The organism is Chryseobacterium lathyri, from assembly GCF_030812195.1.
Lineage (GTDB): Bacteria > Bacteroidota > Bacteroidia > Flavobacteriales > Weeksellaceae > Chryseobacterium > Chryseobacterium lathyri_A.
Map to the genome: position 1 here is coordinate 360,692 of NZ_JAUSSF010000001.1, position 18,306 is coordinate 378,997.

Annotated in this window: 19 protein-coding genes and 3 tRNA genes; 13 read left to right on the plus strand and 9 right to left on the minus strand. The window is 37.0% G+C overall.

The annotated features are described in order from the left end of the window. Window positions 1-17: 17 nt before the first annotated feature. From J2T03_RS01635 to J2T03_RS01660, 6 genes are all read left to right on the plus strand, one after another. Window positions 18-434, plus strand: coding sequence for a hypothetical protein (locus tag J2T03_RS01635; protein WP_306843080.1), 417 nt, complete (start codon window positions 18-20; stop codon window positions 432-434). 6 nt (window positions 435-440) lie between these two features. Beyond that, window positions 441-3,029 (plus strand): DNA gyrase/topoisomerase IV subunit A, encoded by a 2,589-nt coding sequence (locus J2T03_RS01640; protein WP_307209070.1) that lies wholly within the window; start codon window positions 441-443, stop codon window positions 3,027-3,029. 11 nt (window positions 3,030-3,040) lie between these two features. Beyond that, window positions 3,041-3,694, plus strand: coding sequence for a rhomboid family intramembrane serine protease (locus J2T03_RS01645; RefSeq protein ID WP_307209071.1), 654 nt, complete (start codon window positions 3,041-3,043; stop codon window positions 3,692-3,694). A 33-nt stretch (window positions 3,695-3,727) separates the two neighbouring features. Then, window positions 3,728-4,837, plus strand: coding sequence for a helix-turn-helix domain-containing protein (locus tag J2T03_RS01650; RefSeq protein ID WP_306843077.1), 1,110 nt, complete (start codon window positions 3,728-3,730; stop codon window positions 4,835-4,837). 142 nt (window positions 4,838-4,979) lie between these two features. Next, complete coding sequence (locus J2T03_RS01655; RefSeq protein ID WP_306843076.1) at window positions 4,980-5,765, plus strand: SDR family NAD(P)-dependent oxidoreductase; 786 nt, start codon at window positions 4,980-4,982, stop codon at window positions 5,763-5,765. Next, window positions 5,762-6,760: an NAD-dependent epimerase/dehydratase family protein gene (locus tag J2T03_RS01660; RefSeq protein WP_307209072.1), complete on the plus strand. Its 999-nt coding sequence runs from the start codon at window positions 5,762-5,764 to the stop codon at window positions 6,758-6,760. The genes J2T03_RS01655 and J2T03_RS01660 overlap by 4 nt, the downstream gene beginning before the upstream one ends. Before the next feature lie 86 nt (window positions 6,761-6,846). Here the strand turns inward: J2T03_RS01660 and J2T03_RS01665 are convergent, their stop codons facing one another. The 6 genes from J2T03_RS01665 to J2T03_RS01690 are packed head-to-tail and all read right to left on the minus strand — an operon-like array spanning window position 6,847 to window position 11,233. Then, on the minus strand, window positions 6,847-7,209 hold the full coding sequence (locus J2T03_RS01665) for a DUF4180 domain-containing protein (RefSeq protein ID WP_306843074.1): 363 nt from the start codon (window positions 7,207-7,209) through the stop codon (window positions 6,847-6,849). Between the two features lie 7 nt (window positions 7,210-7,216). Then, window positions 7,217-8,242: a serine hydrolase domain-containing protein gene (locus J2T03_RS01670; protein ID WP_307209073.1), complete on the minus strand. Its 1,026-nt coding sequence runs from the start codon at window positions 8,240-8,242 to the stop codon at window positions 7,217-7,219. A 33-nt stretch (window positions 8,243-8,275) separates the two neighbouring features. Then, complete coding sequence (gene prmC / locus J2T03_RS01675) at window positions 8,276-9,127, minus strand: peptide chain release factor N(5)-glutamine methyltransferase (RefSeq protein WP_307209074.1); 852 nt, start codon at window positions 9,125-9,127, stop codon at window positions 8,276-8,278. Further along, window positions 9,128-9,886 (minus strand): peroxide stress protein YaaA, encoded by a 759-nt coding sequence (gene yaaA / locus J2T03_RS01680; RefSeq protein ID WP_306843071.1) that lies wholly within the window; start codon window positions 9,884-9,886, stop codon window positions 9,128-9,130. 4 nt (window positions 9,887-9,890) lie between these two features. Continuing rightward, a complete protein-coding gene (locus J2T03_RS01685; RefSeq protein ID WP_306843070.1) occupies window positions 9,891-10,592 on the minus strand; it encodes a CPBP family intramembrane glutamic endopeptidase in 702 nt (233 codons plus the stop codon). A gap of 29 nt (window positions 10,593-10,621) precedes the next feature. Continuing rightward, window positions 10,622-11,233 carry an L-threonylcarbamoyladenylate synthase gene (locus J2T03_RS01690; protein ID WP_306843069.1) on the minus strand — a complete coding sequence of 204 codons (612 nt, stop codon included), beginning with the start codon at window positions 11,231-11,233 and terminating at the stop codon, window positions 10,622-10,624. 102 nt (window positions 11,234-11,335) lie between these two features. On the opposite strand from J2T03_RS01690, the gene J2T03_RS01695 reads away from it, so the two are divergent. The 3 genes from J2T03_RS01695 to J2T03_RS01705 all read left to right on the plus strand — a co-directional run bounded on the left by J2T03_RS01695 (window position 11,336) and on the right by J2T03_RS01705 (window position 11,630). After that, window positions 11,336-11,408, plus strand: a tRNA-Met gene (locus J2T03_RS01695). 38 nt (window positions 11,409-11,446) lie between these two features. Next, window positions 11,447-11,519 (plus strand) — tRNA-Met (locus J2T03_RS01700). A gap of 38 nt (window positions 11,520-11,557) precedes the next feature. Beyond that, window positions 11,558-11,630 (plus strand) — tRNA-Met (locus J2T03_RS01705). Window positions 11,631-11,818: 188 nt separating this feature from the next. Here the strand turns inward: J2T03_RS01705 and J2T03_RS01710 are convergent. From J2T03_RS01710 to J2T03_RS01720, 3 genes are all read right to left on the minus strand, one after another. Next, the gene (locus J2T03_RS01710) at window positions 11,819-12,061 is read right to left on the minus strand and encodes an Ada metal-binding domain-containing protein (protein WP_307209075.1); all 243 of its coding nucleotides are present in this window, start codon (window positions 12,059-12,061) and stop codon (window positions 11,819-11,821) included. Between the two features lie 3 nt (window positions 12,062-12,064). Further along, window positions 12,065-12,778 carry a 2OG-Fe(II) oxygenase gene (locus J2T03_RS01715; protein WP_307209077.1) on the minus strand — a complete coding sequence of 238 codons (714 nt, stop codon included), beginning with the start codon at window positions 12,776-12,778 and terminating at the stop codon, window positions 12,065-12,067. Window positions 12,779-13,430: 652 nt separating this feature from the next. Then, the gene (locus J2T03_RS01720; protein WP_306843066.1) at window positions 13,431-14,012 is read right to left on the minus strand and encodes a hypothetical protein; all 582 of its coding nucleotides are present in this window, start codon (window positions 14,010-14,012) and stop codon (window positions 13,431-13,433) included. A gap of 334 nt (window positions 14,013-14,346) precedes the next feature. On the opposite strand from J2T03_RS01720, the gene J2T03_RS01725 reads away from it, so the two are divergent. From J2T03_RS01725 to J2T03_RS01740, 4 genes are all read left to right on the plus strand, one after another. Next, window positions 14,347-14,715 (plus strand): BlaI/MecI/CopY family transcriptional regulator, encoded by a 369-nt coding sequence (locus tag J2T03_RS01725; protein ID WP_307209079.1) that lies wholly within the window; start codon window positions 14,347-14,349, stop codon window positions 14,713-14,715. Window positions 14,716-14,717: 2 nt separating this feature from the next. Next, window positions 14,718-16,661: a M56 family metallopeptidase gene (locus J2T03_RS01730; protein WP_307209081.1), complete on the plus strand. Its 1,944-nt coding sequence runs from the start codon at window positions 14,718-14,720 to the stop codon at window positions 16,659-16,661. A gap of 71 nt (window positions 16,662-16,732) precedes the next feature. Further along, complete coding sequence (locus tag J2T03_RS01735; protein WP_307209083.1) at window positions 16,733-17,623, plus strand: GLPGLI family protein; 891 nt, start codon at window positions 16,733-16,735, stop codon at window positions 17,621-17,623. 107 nt (window positions 17,624-17,730) lie between these two features. Continuing rightward, complete coding sequence (locus tag J2T03_RS01740) at window positions 17,731-18,306, plus strand: sugar O-acetyltransferase (RefSeq protein ID WP_307209086.1); 576 nt, start codon at window positions 17,731-17,733, stop codon at window positions 18,304-18,306.

Below are 18,306 nucleotides of genomic sequence, written 5' to 3' on the forward strand. Positions count from 1 at the left end.
TACATACATTATTGATAATGATAGTCATATTTGGAATTGCAGCATTTTTGTTGAATGAGTACAGGTTTCATGCAGTAGGAAAAGAAAGTTATATTCTCCTTATTGTTCCAGTCATACTAATGGTGATTTTTCACCTGAACGGCAGACAAATATTTGAATATGACAGTGATGGGGAAGCCCTGAACTTTAAGAACAGGAATATCATTCCTTTTTTGGACAAACCTCTTCATGATGAATTTCCAAAATACAAACTGATAAAGTACGAGATCGTCAGTATTTTTTTTGTCAAAAGACTATACATTACCATCTCAAGCAAGAACAGTGGTTCTACCATCCTCAAATATGAAATATCTTATTTGAGAAGAAAAGAAGTAAACGATTTAAAACTCTCTCTGAACAAAGTAGTAAAAACTAATAAAGAGAAAAACGATTAAAAACAGATGACGACAGAAGAAAACTCGCACGAAGGTGAGAGCTTGAAAAAAGTCTCAGGACTTTATAAAGACTGGTTTCTGGACTATGCTTCCTATGTAATTCTGGATAGAGCGATTCCTTCCGTTTATGATGGGCTAAAGCCTGTTCAGAGACGGATCATGCACTCTATGCGGGAACTGGAGGACGGCCGTTACAATAAAGTAGCCAATATCGTGGGAAATACCATGAAATATCATCCTCACGGAGATGCTTCCATTACGGATGCCATGGTACAGATCGGTCAGAAGGAGCTTCTGATAGATACCCAGGGAAACTGGGGAAATATCTATACCGGAGATTCAGCGGCTGCGGCAAGGTATATAGAAGCCAGGCTGACGCCTTTCGCGCTGGAAGTGGTCTTTAATCCTAAAACTACGGAATGGGCAAAATCCTATGACGGCAGAAATAATGAGCCTATTGATCTTCCTGTAAAATTCCCCTTACTGCTCGCACAGGGAGTAGAAGGGATTGGTGTAGGGCTTTCTACGAAAATTCTTCCCCATAATTTCAACGAGCTTATCAATGCATCTGTTGCTCATTTAAAAGGAAAGAAGTTTGAACTGTTTCCTGATTTTATGACGGCTGGCTATCTTGATGTCTCTGAATACAATGACGGGCATAGAGGCGGTAAGGTAAGAGCCAGAGCCAAAATTACCCAGACCGATAAACATACACTGGTAATCTCCGAACTTCCTTTCTCAAAAAATACAGGCGACCTGATAGATTCTATTTTGAAGGCCAATGAAAAAGGAAAGATCAAGATCAAAAAGATTGAAGACAACACTTCCGATACTGTAGAGATTCTTGTTCATCTTCATAATGATGTGTCGCCGGATAAAACTATAGACGCACTCTATGCATTTACAGACTGCCAGGTAACGATCTCGCCAAATGCTTGTGTGATCGTTGGGGATAAACCAATGTTCATGAATGTTTCAGATATCCTGAAAATGAATACGGAACATACGGTTTCATTGCTTAAGAAGGAACTTGAAATTGAACTTCACGAGCTTCAGGAAAGCTGGCATTTCTCTTCACTGGAAAGGATCTTTATCGAGAACAGAATCTATCATGATATTGAAGAAGTAAAGACCTGGGAAGACGTTATTGCAACCATTGATAAAGGATTGAAGCCCCATACCAAACACCTTTTAAGAGCAGTAACAGAAGAGGATATCCTAAAACTGACCGAGATCAGGATCAAGAGGATTTCAAGATTCGATTTAGATAAATTTAAAGAAAATATAGCTGCTCTTGAGGGCAAAATAGAGCAGGTAAAACATCATCTTGCCAACCTGATTGCTTATGCCATCGAGTACTATTTAAATATCCAGAAAAAATACGGAAAAGATAAGCAGAGAAAAACTGAGCTTAGAATTTTTGATACTATTGATGCTACAAAAGTAGCAGTGGCCAATGAAAAATTTTATGCCAATTTTGAAGAGGGCTTTATCGGGACATCACTGAAAAAAGATCAGTATCTGTTTGACTGTTCAGATATTGATGATATCATCATATTCAGAAAAGACGGAACCATGAAAGTCGTAAAGGTGGATGCCAAAACATTCGTCGGAAAAGATATACTGCATGTTGCCATATGGAAGAAGAATGATAAAAGAACGGTCTACAACATGATCTACCGGGAAGGAAGAGACGGGCCATACTATATGAAGCGTTTTTCTGTCACTGCAGTAACAAGAAATACGGATTATCCGTTGGCTTCTGATAAAAAAGGCTCTGAAACACTGTATTTTTCGGCAAATCCTAATGGGGAAGCGGAAACAGTAACTGTCCTTTTAAAACCGAATCCGAGAATCAGGAAAAATAAAATGGAGATCGATTTCTCTGATCTTGCCATCAAAGGAAGAGATTCCAAAGGAAATCTGGTGACCAAATATTCCGTGAAAAAGGTTGATATGAAAGAGGAAGGTGTTTCCACGCTGGCTCCCAGAAAAATCTGGTTTGATGATACCGTAAGAAGACTGAATGCCGATGCGAGAGGTACTCTTTTGGGTAGTTTTAAAGGAGACGACAAAATTCTGACGATCAATACCAGCGGTGAGGTGAAGCTGGTGTCTTTCGACCTGGGGAACCGTTTCGATGATGAATATCTGGTGCTGGAAAAATGGAAGCCACAACAGCCGGTAACATGCATTTACTACGATGGAGAGAAGGAAATGTATTTTATCAAGAGATTCCTGCTGGAAAATACAGCCAATATACAGACCTTTATGCCTTCGGAACACCCGAAATCATTTATTGAAAATGTAATCGTAGCAGACGGTGCTTCAGCAGAGATCATTTTTGCTAAAGATAAAGGCAAAGACCGTGACCCGGAAACCATACATATTGATGAGTTCATTGCTGTAAAAGGAATAAAGGCAATTGGAAACCAGTTCACAAAATTTAAAGTAAAAACAATCAATATCAGCATTCCTGAACCTGTAGAAGAAGAACCGGAAATTTACGAGGAACCGGAAACAGGTGACGGTATTGTAGATGATGACCGGACTGTCATCGGGGATCTGTTTGAAAACGGTGAACCAGAAAATTAAGAATTAAAATTATGAATATTCTCATCTTATTTATTATAATTACGGCCATTATCAGTTTTGTTGCCTTCAACAATCATGGTATCACTGAGAAATATAAATTCAGTGTAGGAGCTATTCTGGGCAGAAAAGAATACATTCGTCTGCTTTCATCAGGGTTTCTGCATGCTGATATCATGCACCTGGTGTTTAATATGTTGACACTGTATTTCTTTGGGCCTATTGTCATTCAGACTTTCGGAAATCTCGGTTTCACGATTGTATATCTGGGGTCTATATTGCTGGGGAATTTTCTCTCGCTTTACATTTACCAGAAACAGCCATGGTATTCTGCAGTAGGAGCAAGTGGAGGGGTTTCAGGAATATTATTTGCATCTATAGCAATGATCCCTGATATCGACATTTATATCTTCTTTATTCCGATTCCGGTTAAAGGATACATTTTCGGACTGCTGTATTTCGGGTATTCTGTGTATATGATGATGAACCCGAGACAACATGATAATATCGGACATGCTGCACATCTTGGCGGCGCATTTTTCGGATTGGTTTATGCAGTCGCGGTAGCTCCGGATGCAGCCATACACAATGCTCTGTATCTGGGAATTATGTCACTGCCGCTGATTTATCTGGGCTATGAAATATTTGTCAGGAAAAGAATAGGATAAAAAGATTTACCTTTAATCAAAATATCAAGACCAATGAGCACATCAGAATTAAACCGCTTCATCGTTGTATTAATCTATGGTTCATTGGTCTTGCTTTCTTTACTGAAACTGTCTAATCCGCTGCGGGTGAACAGAAAGGCCAACTTCTGGTTTGGGATATTTCTTTTTTTATGGTCGAGTTTCTGGCTGGATGAGGTCCTTACACTGGTAAAAGAGGCTCCGGTAGAAGTTCATTCCATCATTTCCGTCCAGATGATCCAGTTTCTGACGCCAATTATGTTCTATTTCAGTGTCTTATTTTACACCAATCCTTCATTCAAATTTAAAGTTTCAGATCTGAAATATCTGGTCCTTCCTGTCATCTTTGGGATTAATATTATATTAAAGCGCTTTGGGGAATTCGAAAATGATGCTGCTTTTAATTTTGTTTTTATTGGGCTAATCCTTTTCCAGGCCTTATTTTATACTGGTCTTTCTTATTACACTATCCGGAAACATAAAAAAAGGATCCAGCAGTTTTCAGCGAATACAGAAGGAATCAATCTGAACTGGCTGGAATATATTACTGTCATTATTTTCATCATCAACATTGTTTATGTAGTTTATAACTTATCCTATGATTCCACTGCACTGAATTTTTTCATTAACGGAGCTTTTCTGCTGGTTATTTATTTTGTAGGATATTATGCTTTAAAACAGAAAGAAATTTATCCCCTTGAAGAAAAACAGCGTGAAGAACTGATTTCCATTGATGAAGATCCCCGGACAGAAGAAGTAAAGAAAAAACTGATCTCAGATGAAGAACTGTTAAAGATCAAAAGCCAGCTGGAAGAAATTATGGACAAACAAAAGCCTTATCTTGACAGCGAACTCAATCTGATCCGCCTTTCTGAACTCCTGTCTATTTCCACACACCATCTGTCGTATGTTATCAATACCGGATTTAAAAAGAACTTTTTCCAGTATGTAAATGAATACAGAATTGAATATGCTAAGAAACTTCTTAAAGATTCTCAGAGCAAGCTTTCAATTTTAGGAATCGCCTACGAATCAGGATTCAATTCCAAGACTTCTTTCAATACCACCTTTAAAAAACTGACTGATCAGACTCCTTCCGAGTATAAAAATGGTTCAGGTTTATAAATCTTAACGTTCGTATTTATTTAACTGATTGTTTATCAATATTTTGTTTTGATTTATTTTTAATTTTAAAATAGGTTCACTCAGATAAGACTGAACATGCAGAGACTCTTTTAAGGATAGCTTTGTGTCATAAAATTGTTTTATGGATACCAAAGAATCATATGCTGTAGTAACAGGAGCAAGCCAGGGGTTAGGAAAAGCATTTGCAGAAAATCTGGCCAGTAAGAATATCAATGTCATTTTGGTAAGCCTTCCTGGTCAGCATTTAAAAGAGCTGTCCCGGCGGCTTGAAGAAACATATCAGATCAAGGCTCATTATTATGAAGTAGACCTTTCCGTGAATGAAAATGTCATGAAACTTACAGACTGGCTGAACCGTTCTTTTGAAATTTACATACTGATTAATAATGCAGGGCTTGGAGGTACGAAAAAATTTGTAGATGCTTCGTCATCTTATATCAATACCATTTTACAGGTGAATGTAGCGGCAACTTCACTGATCACCCATCAGCTTCTGCCCAATCTGTTAAGACAACCCAAAGCATATATTCTGAATGTATCCAGCATGGCTGCTTTTTCACCCATCGGGTTCAAAACGGTATATCCTGCTTCCAAAACTTTTATCCATTCATTCTCAAGAGGACTGCATGAAGAGCTGAAAGATACCAATGTTTTTGTAAGCGTTGTGAATCCGGGAGCGATGAAAACCAATATTGATGTCTGCAAAAGAATTGAAAAGCAAGGTGTTTTAGGAAAGCTTACCCTCCTGGATCCGAATAAGGTAGCTGCTTACTGCATCAGGCAACTTTTCAAAAAAGATTCCGTTATTATGGTGAATCCCATCAGCTGGCTGATCATGAAGATCCTGCCGATCTGGATCAAACTACCTCTGATGACCAGTGCTATAAAAAAAGAAATTGAAGCATGAAAAAAGTTTTCGTGACCGGAGCCACGGGGCTTTTGGGTGCCAATACCATTATTAAACTATTACAATATGATTATTCTGTTACTGCTCTGGTGCGTAAGAAAAGCAGTTGGATGGGCGAAGAAAATGAAAATTTCAGACTCATAGAAGGAGACCTGTTCTCAGATATTTCAGAGCATCTGCAGGATGTGGATGCTGTTATCCACATTGCAGCGGAAACCAGTCAGGATCTGCTACATTATGAAGATTATAAAAAGACTAATTATGATGCTGTAGTTCATCTGTTTGCTCAAGCTGGAGCTGCAGGGACAGGAAGATTCCTGTTTGTAAGTACGGCCAATACTTTAGGCTATGGAAATTCTGCCGCCTGGGGAAATGAAGAAGCTTCGCAATTATATCCATTTACTCATTCATATTATGCCCAAAGTAAATTGGAAACAGAGAATTATCTTCTTCAGCAGAACACAGAAACAAAAGTGGTTATTGTGAATCCTACTTTCATGATCGGAGCCTACGACCGTAAGCCGAGTTCGGGGAAAATTATCTTTTGGGCATGGAAAAAGAAGTTTGTTTTCTATCCAAAAGGAGGAAAAAATTTCGTACATGCCGAAGATGTGGCGGAAGGAATTATAAAAGCTGTTGAAAAAGGAAAGAACGGTGAAAAATACCTGCTGGCCAATGAAAATCTGACTTACAAAGAATTTTTCGAAAAAATAAATACCATTACCGGAAAGACTCCTGTTATGATTCCAATTCCGGATGCCGGGCTGGCGATGCTGGGAATGATTGGTGATGTTCTGAGAAAGCTGAAGATAAAAACTAGCCTGAGTTCTCCCAATATGAAAGCTCTGAGGATCAATAATTTTTATTCAAACCGAAAATCCTCAGAAGAACTGGGAATCCGGTATCAGCCTATTGATAAAGCCCTTGAAGATGCAATCCGCTTTTTTGAAAGGAAAAATAATGAAGTTAGGGTAGGGAGACTGAAAGAAAGTTAAGTTTTTGCATCAGAAATAATTTCATAGGTTTTATTTGTGAAAACACCTGTGGAAATTTGGAGCTTCCGTGGTAAATAAAAAATAAACTATCCCCTCCCCAGCCTTTCCAAAGCCTCTTCCAGTGTTGCAGTAAAGTTGATATGACTTGTTTTATTGCTTTCAAAAATAAAATCCCTGATGCTTTTCCCGGGATATTTTTCAAAATTTCCTACGATGGCAAGACTGATACGGTAATTGGAAAATTTTTGCAGGATATCACCGGCTATTTTTGTTTTCAGGTCAAAGAATTCGGGGATGATATTTTCCTCATACACAATCACCTTATCAAAACCCTGATAATAAATATCTCCGAGAAGATCCAACCCATCCTGAACTGCTTTGATGATGATTTCATCAGAAAGAATTTCTGCAATTTTGATGGTATTAATGTCGTGGGATTTGATCTGCATATGGTTTTTATTGTAAGGTTCTTTTCATATCATTTAAAAAATCGGACAGGGGAAATGCATCACCCTGATTGGTCAGTGCTATGATGCAACTGTTATGATTCAGATCCCTCCAGAATATCGCCCGGAAACCACTCAGACCACCGGTGTGGCTCACGGTTTTCCCGCTATCAGCTTCTTCGATAAACCATCCGAAACCGTAGGTGGAAATTTTTCCGTCAGACAATGTTGCAGGAGTATACATGAGATCCGTATTGCTTTTATTGATCAGTTTAAAATTCCTTAATGCCTGATCAAACCGGTACAGATCTGCAGGAGTAGAATAGATGCCGCCATCTCCAGTCGTGAGAATTGAGTAATCATTCAATTGCTTTTCTTTATTATAGCCTGTAGCTCTGCTTTTATCAGCAGTTGAGGAATCATATACCCAGGTATTCTTCATTCCCAAAGGAGCAAAAATATGTTCACGGAGAAAAGTTCCATAAGACTGCCCTGAAATTTTTTCAATGATTAATGATAGGATAATAAAACCACTGTTACTGTATTCAAATCTGCTTCCTGAGGGAAATTGCAGTTTGTTTAGACCGTTCAGCCAGTTCAGCACATCCTGATTGGTCAGTCCTTTTTTGCTGAAAATAATCGATTCGTAATCTCTTATTCCTGAAGTATGGTTTAAAAGCTGCCTGATACTTACATTTTGGGCATAGGCAGGCAGTTCAATGTACTTTGATGCTTTATCTTCATAGTTCAACAGTCCTTTCTGTTGCAGAAGCATAACCGAAACTGCGGTAAAGGGCTTACTTAATGAGGCAAGATAGATCGGAGTTGTTTTTTTCAGCTTTATATTTTTCTCGATATTACTGAGTCCTAAGACTGTATCACAAACTGCTTTTCCATTGTTTACAACTAAAACAGAACCGTTGAATTCTCCTTTGTCATAATAGTTTTTGACAACATTACGCGGTCTTTTTTCACAGGATGAAAGCTGCAGAATAAAGATAAGGCCGAGCATTGCACTGAATATGGATGTTCGCATAGAAGTGTGTATGGATTAAGAAAATAAAAATACTTATTTCTTTCCAACAATAAAGCGATTGTTTTCAGATAAATCTTTGATCAGTTGGGCTTCAGAAAAATGGTCAATATATAATTCAAGCGTTTCAGGACCAAGTTTCTGATTGATTTCCAAAAGCAAAAGGCCATTGTCTTTCAGATGTTGTTGAGCATCTTCTGCAATTTTCCGGTAGAAGATCAAAGCATCCTGAACTGGGGAAAAGAGTGCCATCTTGGGCTCAAATTCCTTGACAGAATCAGCGATTTCTGTTTCCTCTTCAAGTCCTATATATGGCGGATTGGAAATAATAATATCATAACTTTCAGCTAAGTCGAAGTTGAGATAATCACCATGAATGAAATTGATCTCCAGCTGATGATGTTCTGCGTTCCGCTTAGCTGTTTCCAAAGCTTTTTCAGAAAAATCAATGGAAGAAATTTTTGCTTCTGGGAAATATTTTTTCAAAACCAACGGAATCACACCGGTTCCGGTTCCGATATCCAAAATCTTTAAGCCCTGGACAGGAAGTTCTGAATCATGGATTTTCTGAATCGCAATTTCAAGTAATTCTTCAGTTTCAGGACGCGGAATCAGCACGTGTTCGTCTACGAAAAACTGCATACCGTAAAACTCAGTTTCTCCCAGAATCTGCTGATAGGGTCTGCCGGTTTTTAAATCGGAAATGATCTGAAGAAGCTGCTTTTCATCATCAATGAGAAGTTCCTGATCTGAAAGTCTTCTTTGATGAAAAGAGTCAAAGCCTACAATTTTCTCAATAAAAACACTGCATAAAAAAGCACTTTCCGAATCGTTATAAAGTTCGGAAAGTTCAGTTTTAAAATATTTTTTGAATGCTGATATTGTCATTTATCTTGTAAAAACCAGTTTAGTGTCCGTAGATTTTTCCTCATCGATCAGGTAGCCTTCATAGTTGAATGCCTTTACATCATCCAGGGTTTTGGCGTTAGTCTCTGAACAGAATCTTACCATAAGGCCTCTTGCATGCTTGGTATAAACAACGATAGTTTTCAGTTTTCCGTCTTTTAATTCATAGAAATCAAAATCGATGATTTTATGATTTAATTTTTTCCTGTCAATCACTTTCCCATACTCGTTGCTGGCCAGATGAAGAAGAATCTCACCTTTTTTCATCTCGGAGTTCAGCTGTTCTGTGATCTTTTCTCTCCAGAACTCATATAAGTTTTTGTATTGATCGAATTCAAAATGGCGTCCCATTTCCAGCCTGTAAAGCATTACTTTATCAGACGGCTTCAGCAAGCCATACAGCCCGGAAAGCATCCTGTAGTTCTTCTGCAGATAATCGATGGCATTTTTATCCAGGGTTTTCGCATCCAGTCCTCTGTAAACCTCTCCTGTAAACGCAAATAGGGCAGGAGCAGATTCTTTCGCTGTTGGCTTTGCCTTCCATTTCTGGTTTCTTTCCCAGTTTTCATCGGCCAGCTTAGGTGATATTTCCATGAGTTCCGAAAGATATTTCGGAGATTTGTGCTTTAAATATGACTGGATGAATGCAGCTTCTTCGATGAATTTCGGGGTGGTGGATCTTAATAAATCAGTTGAATTCTCAACGTTCATCAGTTTCGCTGGAGAAGTTATAATTTTCATAATGTTAGAATACGGATAAATGTTTAATATCAATTAAATTCATGATCATTATAGATACAAAGTCGTACATAAAATGACAGATGATTAAAATTTTAATGTTTGAATATTGTTTATAAAACATAGCAAAAACGGTTCCGATAAAGAAAGGTACGACTACCTGTCCGATTGTTCCATAAGTGCTGTGCAGAATTCCAAATAATAGGGCGGAAATAAAAATACCGCAATATTGATTATTGTATATTCTTTCAATTCTTGGCTGAATATATCCTCTCATAAGAAGTTCTTCTACCACTCCGGCAGTAAGGCAGATAAACACCATCAGCAGATAGTTATTTTTAAAAGCAGAAGAGATCTGAACCATTTTGCTGCTCATGCCTTCCTGAGTCAAAAGCTGGATAATTATACCAATAACGGAAGTTCCTATGAGACAGGTAAAATATAAACGGATTACTGACCTGGTATAGAATGATACTGTATATTTCTTTTCTTCCCATAGCAGGAAAGGATTTTTTTCCACAAAAAAATTATAAAGAAAAACAAAAAAAAGAACTATCCAAAGAACAACCCTCGTATAAAAAAAATTAACGGATGTAATTCCTTTTGCACCCGTAATTAAATAAATAAATGGTAACCCATAAAGCATTACTGCAGCAAGAAGTACAAACGTAAAAAGAATTCCCAATGCATATTTACCGTACAAACTCATAATCCCAATGATCGGTTGCCTGCTTCTGACTAAATAATTCCTTTTCCCTGACGGATAATTTCCGGTTCTCCTGAGGTAAGATCCACAATAGTGGAGGCTACATTGTCACCATATCCGGAATCGATCACAATATCCACCAGGTGATCATACTTTTCAGCGATCAGTTCCGGGTCTGTAGAATATTCAATGATCTCGTCGTCATCCTTGATGGAGGTTGAAGCTATTGGGTGGCCTAGTTTTTCCACAATAAGCTGCGGGATCGGATGATCGGGAACACGGATACCAATGGTTTTATGATTTTTATATGCCAAAGGAAGGCTCTTGTTGGCATCCAGGATAAAGGTAAAAGGTCCGGGAAGATGGCTTTTCAGAAATCTGAAGACTGAAGTATCAATAGGTCTTGTAAAATCTGAAAGATGGCTCAGATCATTACAGATAATTGAGAACTGTGACTTTTCCAGCTTCACTTTTTTAAGCTGGGCCAGCTTTTCCATGGCTTTTATGTCAAAAATATTACATCCCAGAGCATAGATCGTGTCGGAAGGATAGATAATCAGTCCGCCGTTTTGTAAGGTTTTAATAACCTCATTCATAAGATTTTCCTGAGGGTTGTCAGGGTAAATTTTCAGTATTTTTGCCATAAAACAAAGATACAAATAATAAAATAGTTTTTATAAAAGTCCCTTATTTAAAAGAAAAATTAGGATTTTCAAAAAATAGCCTTATCTTTGCACTCACAATATCGCGGGATGGAGCAGTAGGTAGCTCGTCGGGCTCATAACCCGAAGGTCATCGGTTCGAGTCCGGTTCCCGCTACTAAGAAAGTGCTTTCGGTAAGCACTCTAAAGATACACCGCGGGATGGAGCAGTAGGTAGCTCGTCGGGCTCATAACCCGAAGGTCATCGGTTCGAGTCCGGTTCCCGCTACTAAGAAAGTGCTTTCGGTAAGCACTCTAAAGATACACCGCGGGATGGAGCAGTAGGTAGCTCGTCGGGCTCATAACCCGAAGGTCATCGGTTCGAGTCCGGTTCCCGCTACTAGAACAAAAGAAGCAATAATTTATTGCTTCTTTTTGTTTATATCCTTAATAAATAAAATCGATTATCTGTAAATTAACGCAACGTTTCACTCATACCTAAATTCTATTGATTTTACAATGATATTGAAAAAGCAGCATTTAACATTACAGAATCCCATAATTTCATTACTGTTGATAGATTTTCGGTTATTCTTTATTTCTCCATAGCTTGTATTTCACCTTCATACAGTGCCCACACGGGCGGTAATTATTTTCTAATGCTTCCTTTTCAGAAATAAAAAAGACCCTGTTTTCTTTTTTCATTCTTTTGCCGGAGGAACACTGAAGTAATCCGTAAATTTTTAGCTTGTGGTTCCCTCCGAATTTAATTTCCCCGCTTCTGATTTTACTTCTTAAGACCGTATCAGGGATTTCAGTATGCCCTTTCATCTGTTAACTTACAGCATCATGAAATATAATTCCCAATGTACAGCGGCTGCCTTCTTTTACCTCACTCACGCCGTGTTTCATATTTACTCTGTAATACCCTTTAGCTCCTTTCTCAGGTTTAAAATTGGTAGTGAAAATTAAAGCATCACCTTTCTTTGGGTTAATAACTATGGCTTTGGACTGTGCTCTGGGAATCTGCAGGGTAAGTACAAATTCTCCGCCTGTAAAATCTTTTTCAGGCTCATTCAACATCAAAACGAGCTGAATTGGAAAGTAAATATCTCCGTAAAGATCCTGATGTAAAGTATTAAAGCCCCCTTTTCCATATTTTAAGATTAAAGGAGTTGCTTTCCGCTGGTTGTTGTCATGACACTGCTGAAGTAATGCTGCATGTTCCAACGGGAAACCTATATCAATCTTCAATGCTTTAAACCATGTATTGGCAACAGAAACGAGATGCGGATATACATTTGTTCTTATTGTTTGGATTAAATCAGGCAACGGATAATTGAAGTATCTATACTCACCCAATCCAAAACGGTGCCGGGCCATGACAACCGTTTTGCGGTATAAAGCTGTATTGTCATAATTTGATTTTAATGTTTTGCACTCATTATCGGATAATAAACCAGGCACAAGGGCATATCCGTTTTGATGCAGGGCCTCAGTAATGCTTTGCCAGTCTATATTTTCAATTCTCTGGATGATGTCATTCATTATTTTACATTTTATAATACAAATCTCTGAAGCTAATTGGGTTTATAAAATCCGAAACATGTTGTTTTAAAAGAAAACTTAACCTATCATCTTATTATTAAAAAGTAGTATTACTTCTACAAAACAGGTTATTTAATTCTACAGCTTTTTTCAGCGGAATAGGCCCCAAAATATTACTTTTGTATCACTCTTACTAATCAGGAGACTGGTTACAGAGTTTATTTATGTTTAAGAATCTCCGCCCTCATTTTCTACTTTTTTCTGAATGTTTTTATGATTAGTGCATAACATTCTGGCGGAGATTTTTTTTATAACATGCCTTAATTTTTATCAGAACATAATGATTAATGTATTGTATATTCTAAATAAAAAAGAACTGCATATGCAGTTCTTTTTTATTGTGTAAAGTTGAGGAAGTAAATCTGACTAATGAAGGAGATTCGTATTGTCCGGTCATGGAGGGGTAAAGATTATTGAAAAGATGGAAATATTTGTAAAACAACAGTTTGAAATCTTTCCTGATCTTTATCTTTTTGAATTAGGATTCGGTATTGTGAAGAACACCAACGAAATATGGAAATAATAAATCGTACTTAAAATTAAAATCCTGCTTAAAAAAAGCAGGATTTATTATCGTTTAATTAACATTTATTTATTGAGCCAATTGACCGTAAGGAGTAAGCTTGTTATCTTCAGACATTGTCTGTTCTAAAAACTCTTTTTTCTGGCCACTTTTCATTCTTCCTGCTGCATCACTGGCACTGAAATAAGCTTCACTAAGCTTTGTACTGATTTCTGCCGGTTTAAAATCGAATTTTGTATCCCCTTCCACACCCAGATATCCGTTCTTTCTTGTCAGGTTTGAGATATAATTGTTGTAGTTGATGAATGTATTTCTTAAGTATTGTGTATGGTATTCCATGCATTTCTTAGCTTTTTTGGAAGAATTGTTAAGAATGCAGTTCTTCATATTATTTCTGTACAGGAACCATTCAGATTCCAAAATACCATATTCTTTTCCTAAAGCAGTCTTTCCGTTGGCAACGATATTGTTGTCACCTTCCTTATCAGCAATAGCCTGAAGATGTTTGATAACCAATGGAACTGTGTTTTCAATCTTTGTTTTGGTTTCCTTTAAGATACTGAGATCTGCAGCCGGAGAATTTTTCTTTTGAGCTGTAGTAACATTAAAAATAAGCAGTAATAGTACAATCAATAAGTTATATCTTTTCATGAGAAATTTTTAAAGCACTAAAATAAATATATTTTCTCACTTTAAACAAATACATTTTAATTTTATTTAATAAAAATTAACAAGTTTTAAGAATTTGTGGCTTAATACTAAGTTTTTGTGCATATTAAATAGGCAATAAATAGGGTACATTAAAAATTTAACATATTTTAATATAAATTATTAAGCTGATTATCAGTTAATTATATCAATTTATTTTTTATCACTAGAAAATTAGTTGTTTGATTCAATTTTATTTCTACATTTGTATAACTAATTTCTTAGTGATATAAGATTTTATCAAAATAGTCTATCACTTAATAATAATGAACAGGATATGAAAATTCAGAATTTGACAAAAGCAGAAGAGCAGGTGATGCAGTATTTATGGAAACTAGAAAAAGGATTTCTGAAAGATATTCTGGACCTGTTTCCGGAGCCGAAACCCCATACCAATACAGTGTCTACAATTTTAAAAGTATTAAAGGACAAAGAATTTGTAGATTATCATGTATATGGGAGACAGCATGAATATTTCCCGTTGATTACCAAAGAACAGTATTCCGGGAAAACTATGAAAAGTCTTGTGAAAAATTATTTCAAAGGTTCTTATAAAAGCGCCGTTTCCTTCCTTGTTGAAAAGAACGAAATGACCGTGGAAGACCTGGAAATGCTTCTGAACGAACTCAAAAAGAAAACTAACTGATCATGGAAACTGTTTTTTTATACTTGGGAAAAGTAATTGTATGCTCCGGTGTAATGTTTTTATATTACCAGTTGTCTTTAAAAGACAAGACATTTCATCATTATAACAGGTTTTACCTCCTGTTTGCAATGGTCGTATCCCTGTTGCTGCCCCTGATCAGGGTAGATGACTTTACAATAGAAGTGAATAGTGATATGTATATGCTTCTTGACAGGATACAGAATTTTAATACCAATAAAAACATAGACAATGGCCACATTTATTTTAGAATTATTTTTTCAGCTTTGGGACTGGTTTCTCTCTATTTTTTAGGGAAGTTGATTTTCGGGATCCTCAAGATCCAGAAGCTTAAGAAACAGTTTCAAAAAGAAAGTTTTGATGGGATCAATTTTTACCGTACAGACCTGACAGAAGCCCCGTTTTCATATTTTAAAAACCTTTTCTGGAAAAACACCATCACATTGGATTCCGATGTGGGAGAACAGATTTTAAAACATGAAATGGTTCATATTGAGCAGAAACACTCATTCGATAAGATTTTTATCGAGATCATTACCTCTGTTTTCTGGTTCAATCCGTTTTTTCATATCATTAAAAAAGAGATCAGTCTGATCCACGAATACCTGGCTGATAAAAAAGCCGTAAAACAATCGGATACCAAAGCATTTGCGCAGATGCTTTTAGCAAGCCACTTTTCCGGAACACAGTTGCCTGCTGCCAGTCCGTTTCTAAGTTCAAATCTAAAAAAACGACTCAAAATGTTACAAAAACCAAAAACCAAATTCGGATATGCGCGGAGAATTTTTGCATTACCGGTTTTATTTTCAGTAGCCTTTGCCTATATGGTAAACGCCAAGAATAAAGAAATTAAAGAAACGAATATAGCAATTAAGGAAGCTGTTTCTCAGATCAAGAAAGATACCATAACACCTCAGGAAACTGAAAAAAGAGAAATCATAAGTCCGAAATTTTTCAAAGAATCTTCAAGTAAAAAAGAAATAGCAGAACTTGGAAAGAAAATTGAAGAAAAAAGTAAAGCTTTAAAAAACCTGAAGCCGGAAAGTAAAGAATTCCAGCAGAAGGTGGACGAGATCAGTGGGCTTTCAGGAGAAATAGGAAGAATTACCAATTCTGATGATTTTAAAATGGCTTTTAGCATTCCCCATACAGAATCAAAAAGAATAAATGATTTTTTCAGATCTGATGAGTGGAAAAATGAAACCAAAGCCCTTGAAGAGCTTGGCGTTGAAATGCCTGACCTTTCCAATCTGAATATTGATTTTCCGGATGCCTCATCAGCTCCGAATGCTTCGAGAGTAAGAGTAATGAAATTTAATGATGCCTTTCAGAGCTGGGACTCAGGAGATACAAAAGCGTCAAGGAAGGCAATTAAAGAAAGAAAAGCGGCCAGCAAAAGAGCAGAAAAAGCGAGAGTCGAAGCTATGAAATTAAGCGAAAAGGCCAGAGAAATGGGAGAGAAAGCCAGAATGGAGGCGATGAAAGCAGGAGAGTTTGGAAGAATACATGGCGAAGCAGCAAGAATAGCAGGTGAGCAGGCCAGAATAGCCGGTGAAAAAGCTAGGCTTGAAGGAGAAAAAGTCAGAAAGGCCGGTGAAAAAGCCAGACTGGATGCATTAAAGGGAGCTAAAGGAAATGTCTATTTTTACAAAAGCACCAACACTGTTCAACCGGGTTCATTAAACAGAACCATGGAACTGGAAGCAGATTATATTAAGAAAGATGCTAATGGAATGATTGCGATGAATGGCGTGAGAAAACTCAAAGTGAATGGCTGGGATGATGCTAAGATTTTCCTGGATGGAAGACAGATCACCAAAAGTGAAATGGATGCTATAAAACCTGAAAGTATCGCAAGTATTACCATTAATAAAGAAAATGGAGCGAATATCAGACGTGGAGAAATAAGAATTCAGACAAAAAAATAAGTACCATTGAGCTTTGTCAGTTCTTCTGAGGTTGGCAAAGCTTTTAGTAGCAGAAAAAGAAAGCGTAGATTATGAAAAAAAAATATTTAATTTTATTAGTGATGCTAGGGATGTTCGCCAATGCGCAGATCAACAGATTCTTTTATGATTATAAATATGTTGCGGATTCTACTAATAGGGCAGAGGTGAAAAGTGATATTATGCTTCTGGATATTGATAAAAGCGGTTCCAAATATTACAGCCGCGAAAAATTCGTTGCGGATTCCACAACAAAAGCAGATATTGCCAAGCAGATGAAAGGTGGATTTGGCGGGAGTATTAACATCAAGAAAAATATAAAACCGGGAACTATTTTCTCAAGCGTTACAAAGAAGTATCCGGAGTATAATATATCGTTCTCCGAAAAAGTAGGGAATACAACTTATAAAATAACAGAAGATCAGAAACCTGAGTGGAAAATTTTGCCTGAAAAGGAAAAAATTGGCGAATATAATACTCAAAAAGCAACTACGAATTATGGAGGAAGAAGCTGGATAGCTTGGTTTACAACAGATATTCCTATCCAGGATGGACCTTATAAATTTTGTGGACTGCCGGGACTTATTGTAAAAATTGAAGATACAAAAGGCTATCATATTATGACCTTAATCGGAAATAAGAAAACGGAAGTAGTTTCAGAAGAAGCGCTTCAGATACCAGGACTTACTATGGTTGGTATAGGAGGCAAAGAAATTGAAGTCAACAAAAAACAATTTAAAAAAGCCTGGAAAGATTATCTTACAGACCCAACCAAAGATATGAAGCAAACAATGAGTACACTTCCTGCAGGGGCGGTTATCAATATGAAAAACCAGGACGGGAAATCTATTGATATGAATGAAATGTACAGGAATATTGAAAAAAGGGCTAAGGAAGATATCGCTAAAAACAACAATAAAATAGAACCTGATTTATATAAATAAACACGCTTCTATCAGATAAAAAAGCAGGATGGTTATTAATAATCATCCTGCTTTTTGATTATTACTCCTATCTTTAAAGTTTAAACTTTAAACCTTGAATCCAATTTATGACAGAAAAGGAAAAATGCGAGGCCGGGCTTCTGTACAACGCCAACTATGATCAGCAGCTGATCAGTGAGCGTATGGCATGCAAAGACCTGTGCCTGGAGTATAACCATCTGAAAAATTCCGATACCCGGAACAGAAACGAACTGATCAAAAAAATTTTAGGAAGCACAAAAGAGCATATTTGTATCGAGCCTAATTTTTGGTGCGATTACGGCTATAATATTGAAGTTGGAGAGAATTTCTATGCCAATCATAACCTGACTATTTTAGACTGTGCAAAGGTAAAATTTGGAGACAATGTTTTTATCGGTCCGAATTGCAGCTTCTACACAGCAGGACATCCGCTGGATGCAAAACAGCGGAATGAAGGCCTGGAATATGCCCATCCAATTATTGTAGGAGATAATGTATGGCTGGGAGGAAACGTAGTGGTTCTGCCCGGAGTTTCCATCGGAAATAATACGGTGATAGGAGCAGGAAGTGTTGTTACTAAAGATATTCCTGATGATGCGGTTGCTGTGGGAAATCCCTGCAGGGTAATTAAAAATGTTGAAGAAAATTTAAAATCATATTAA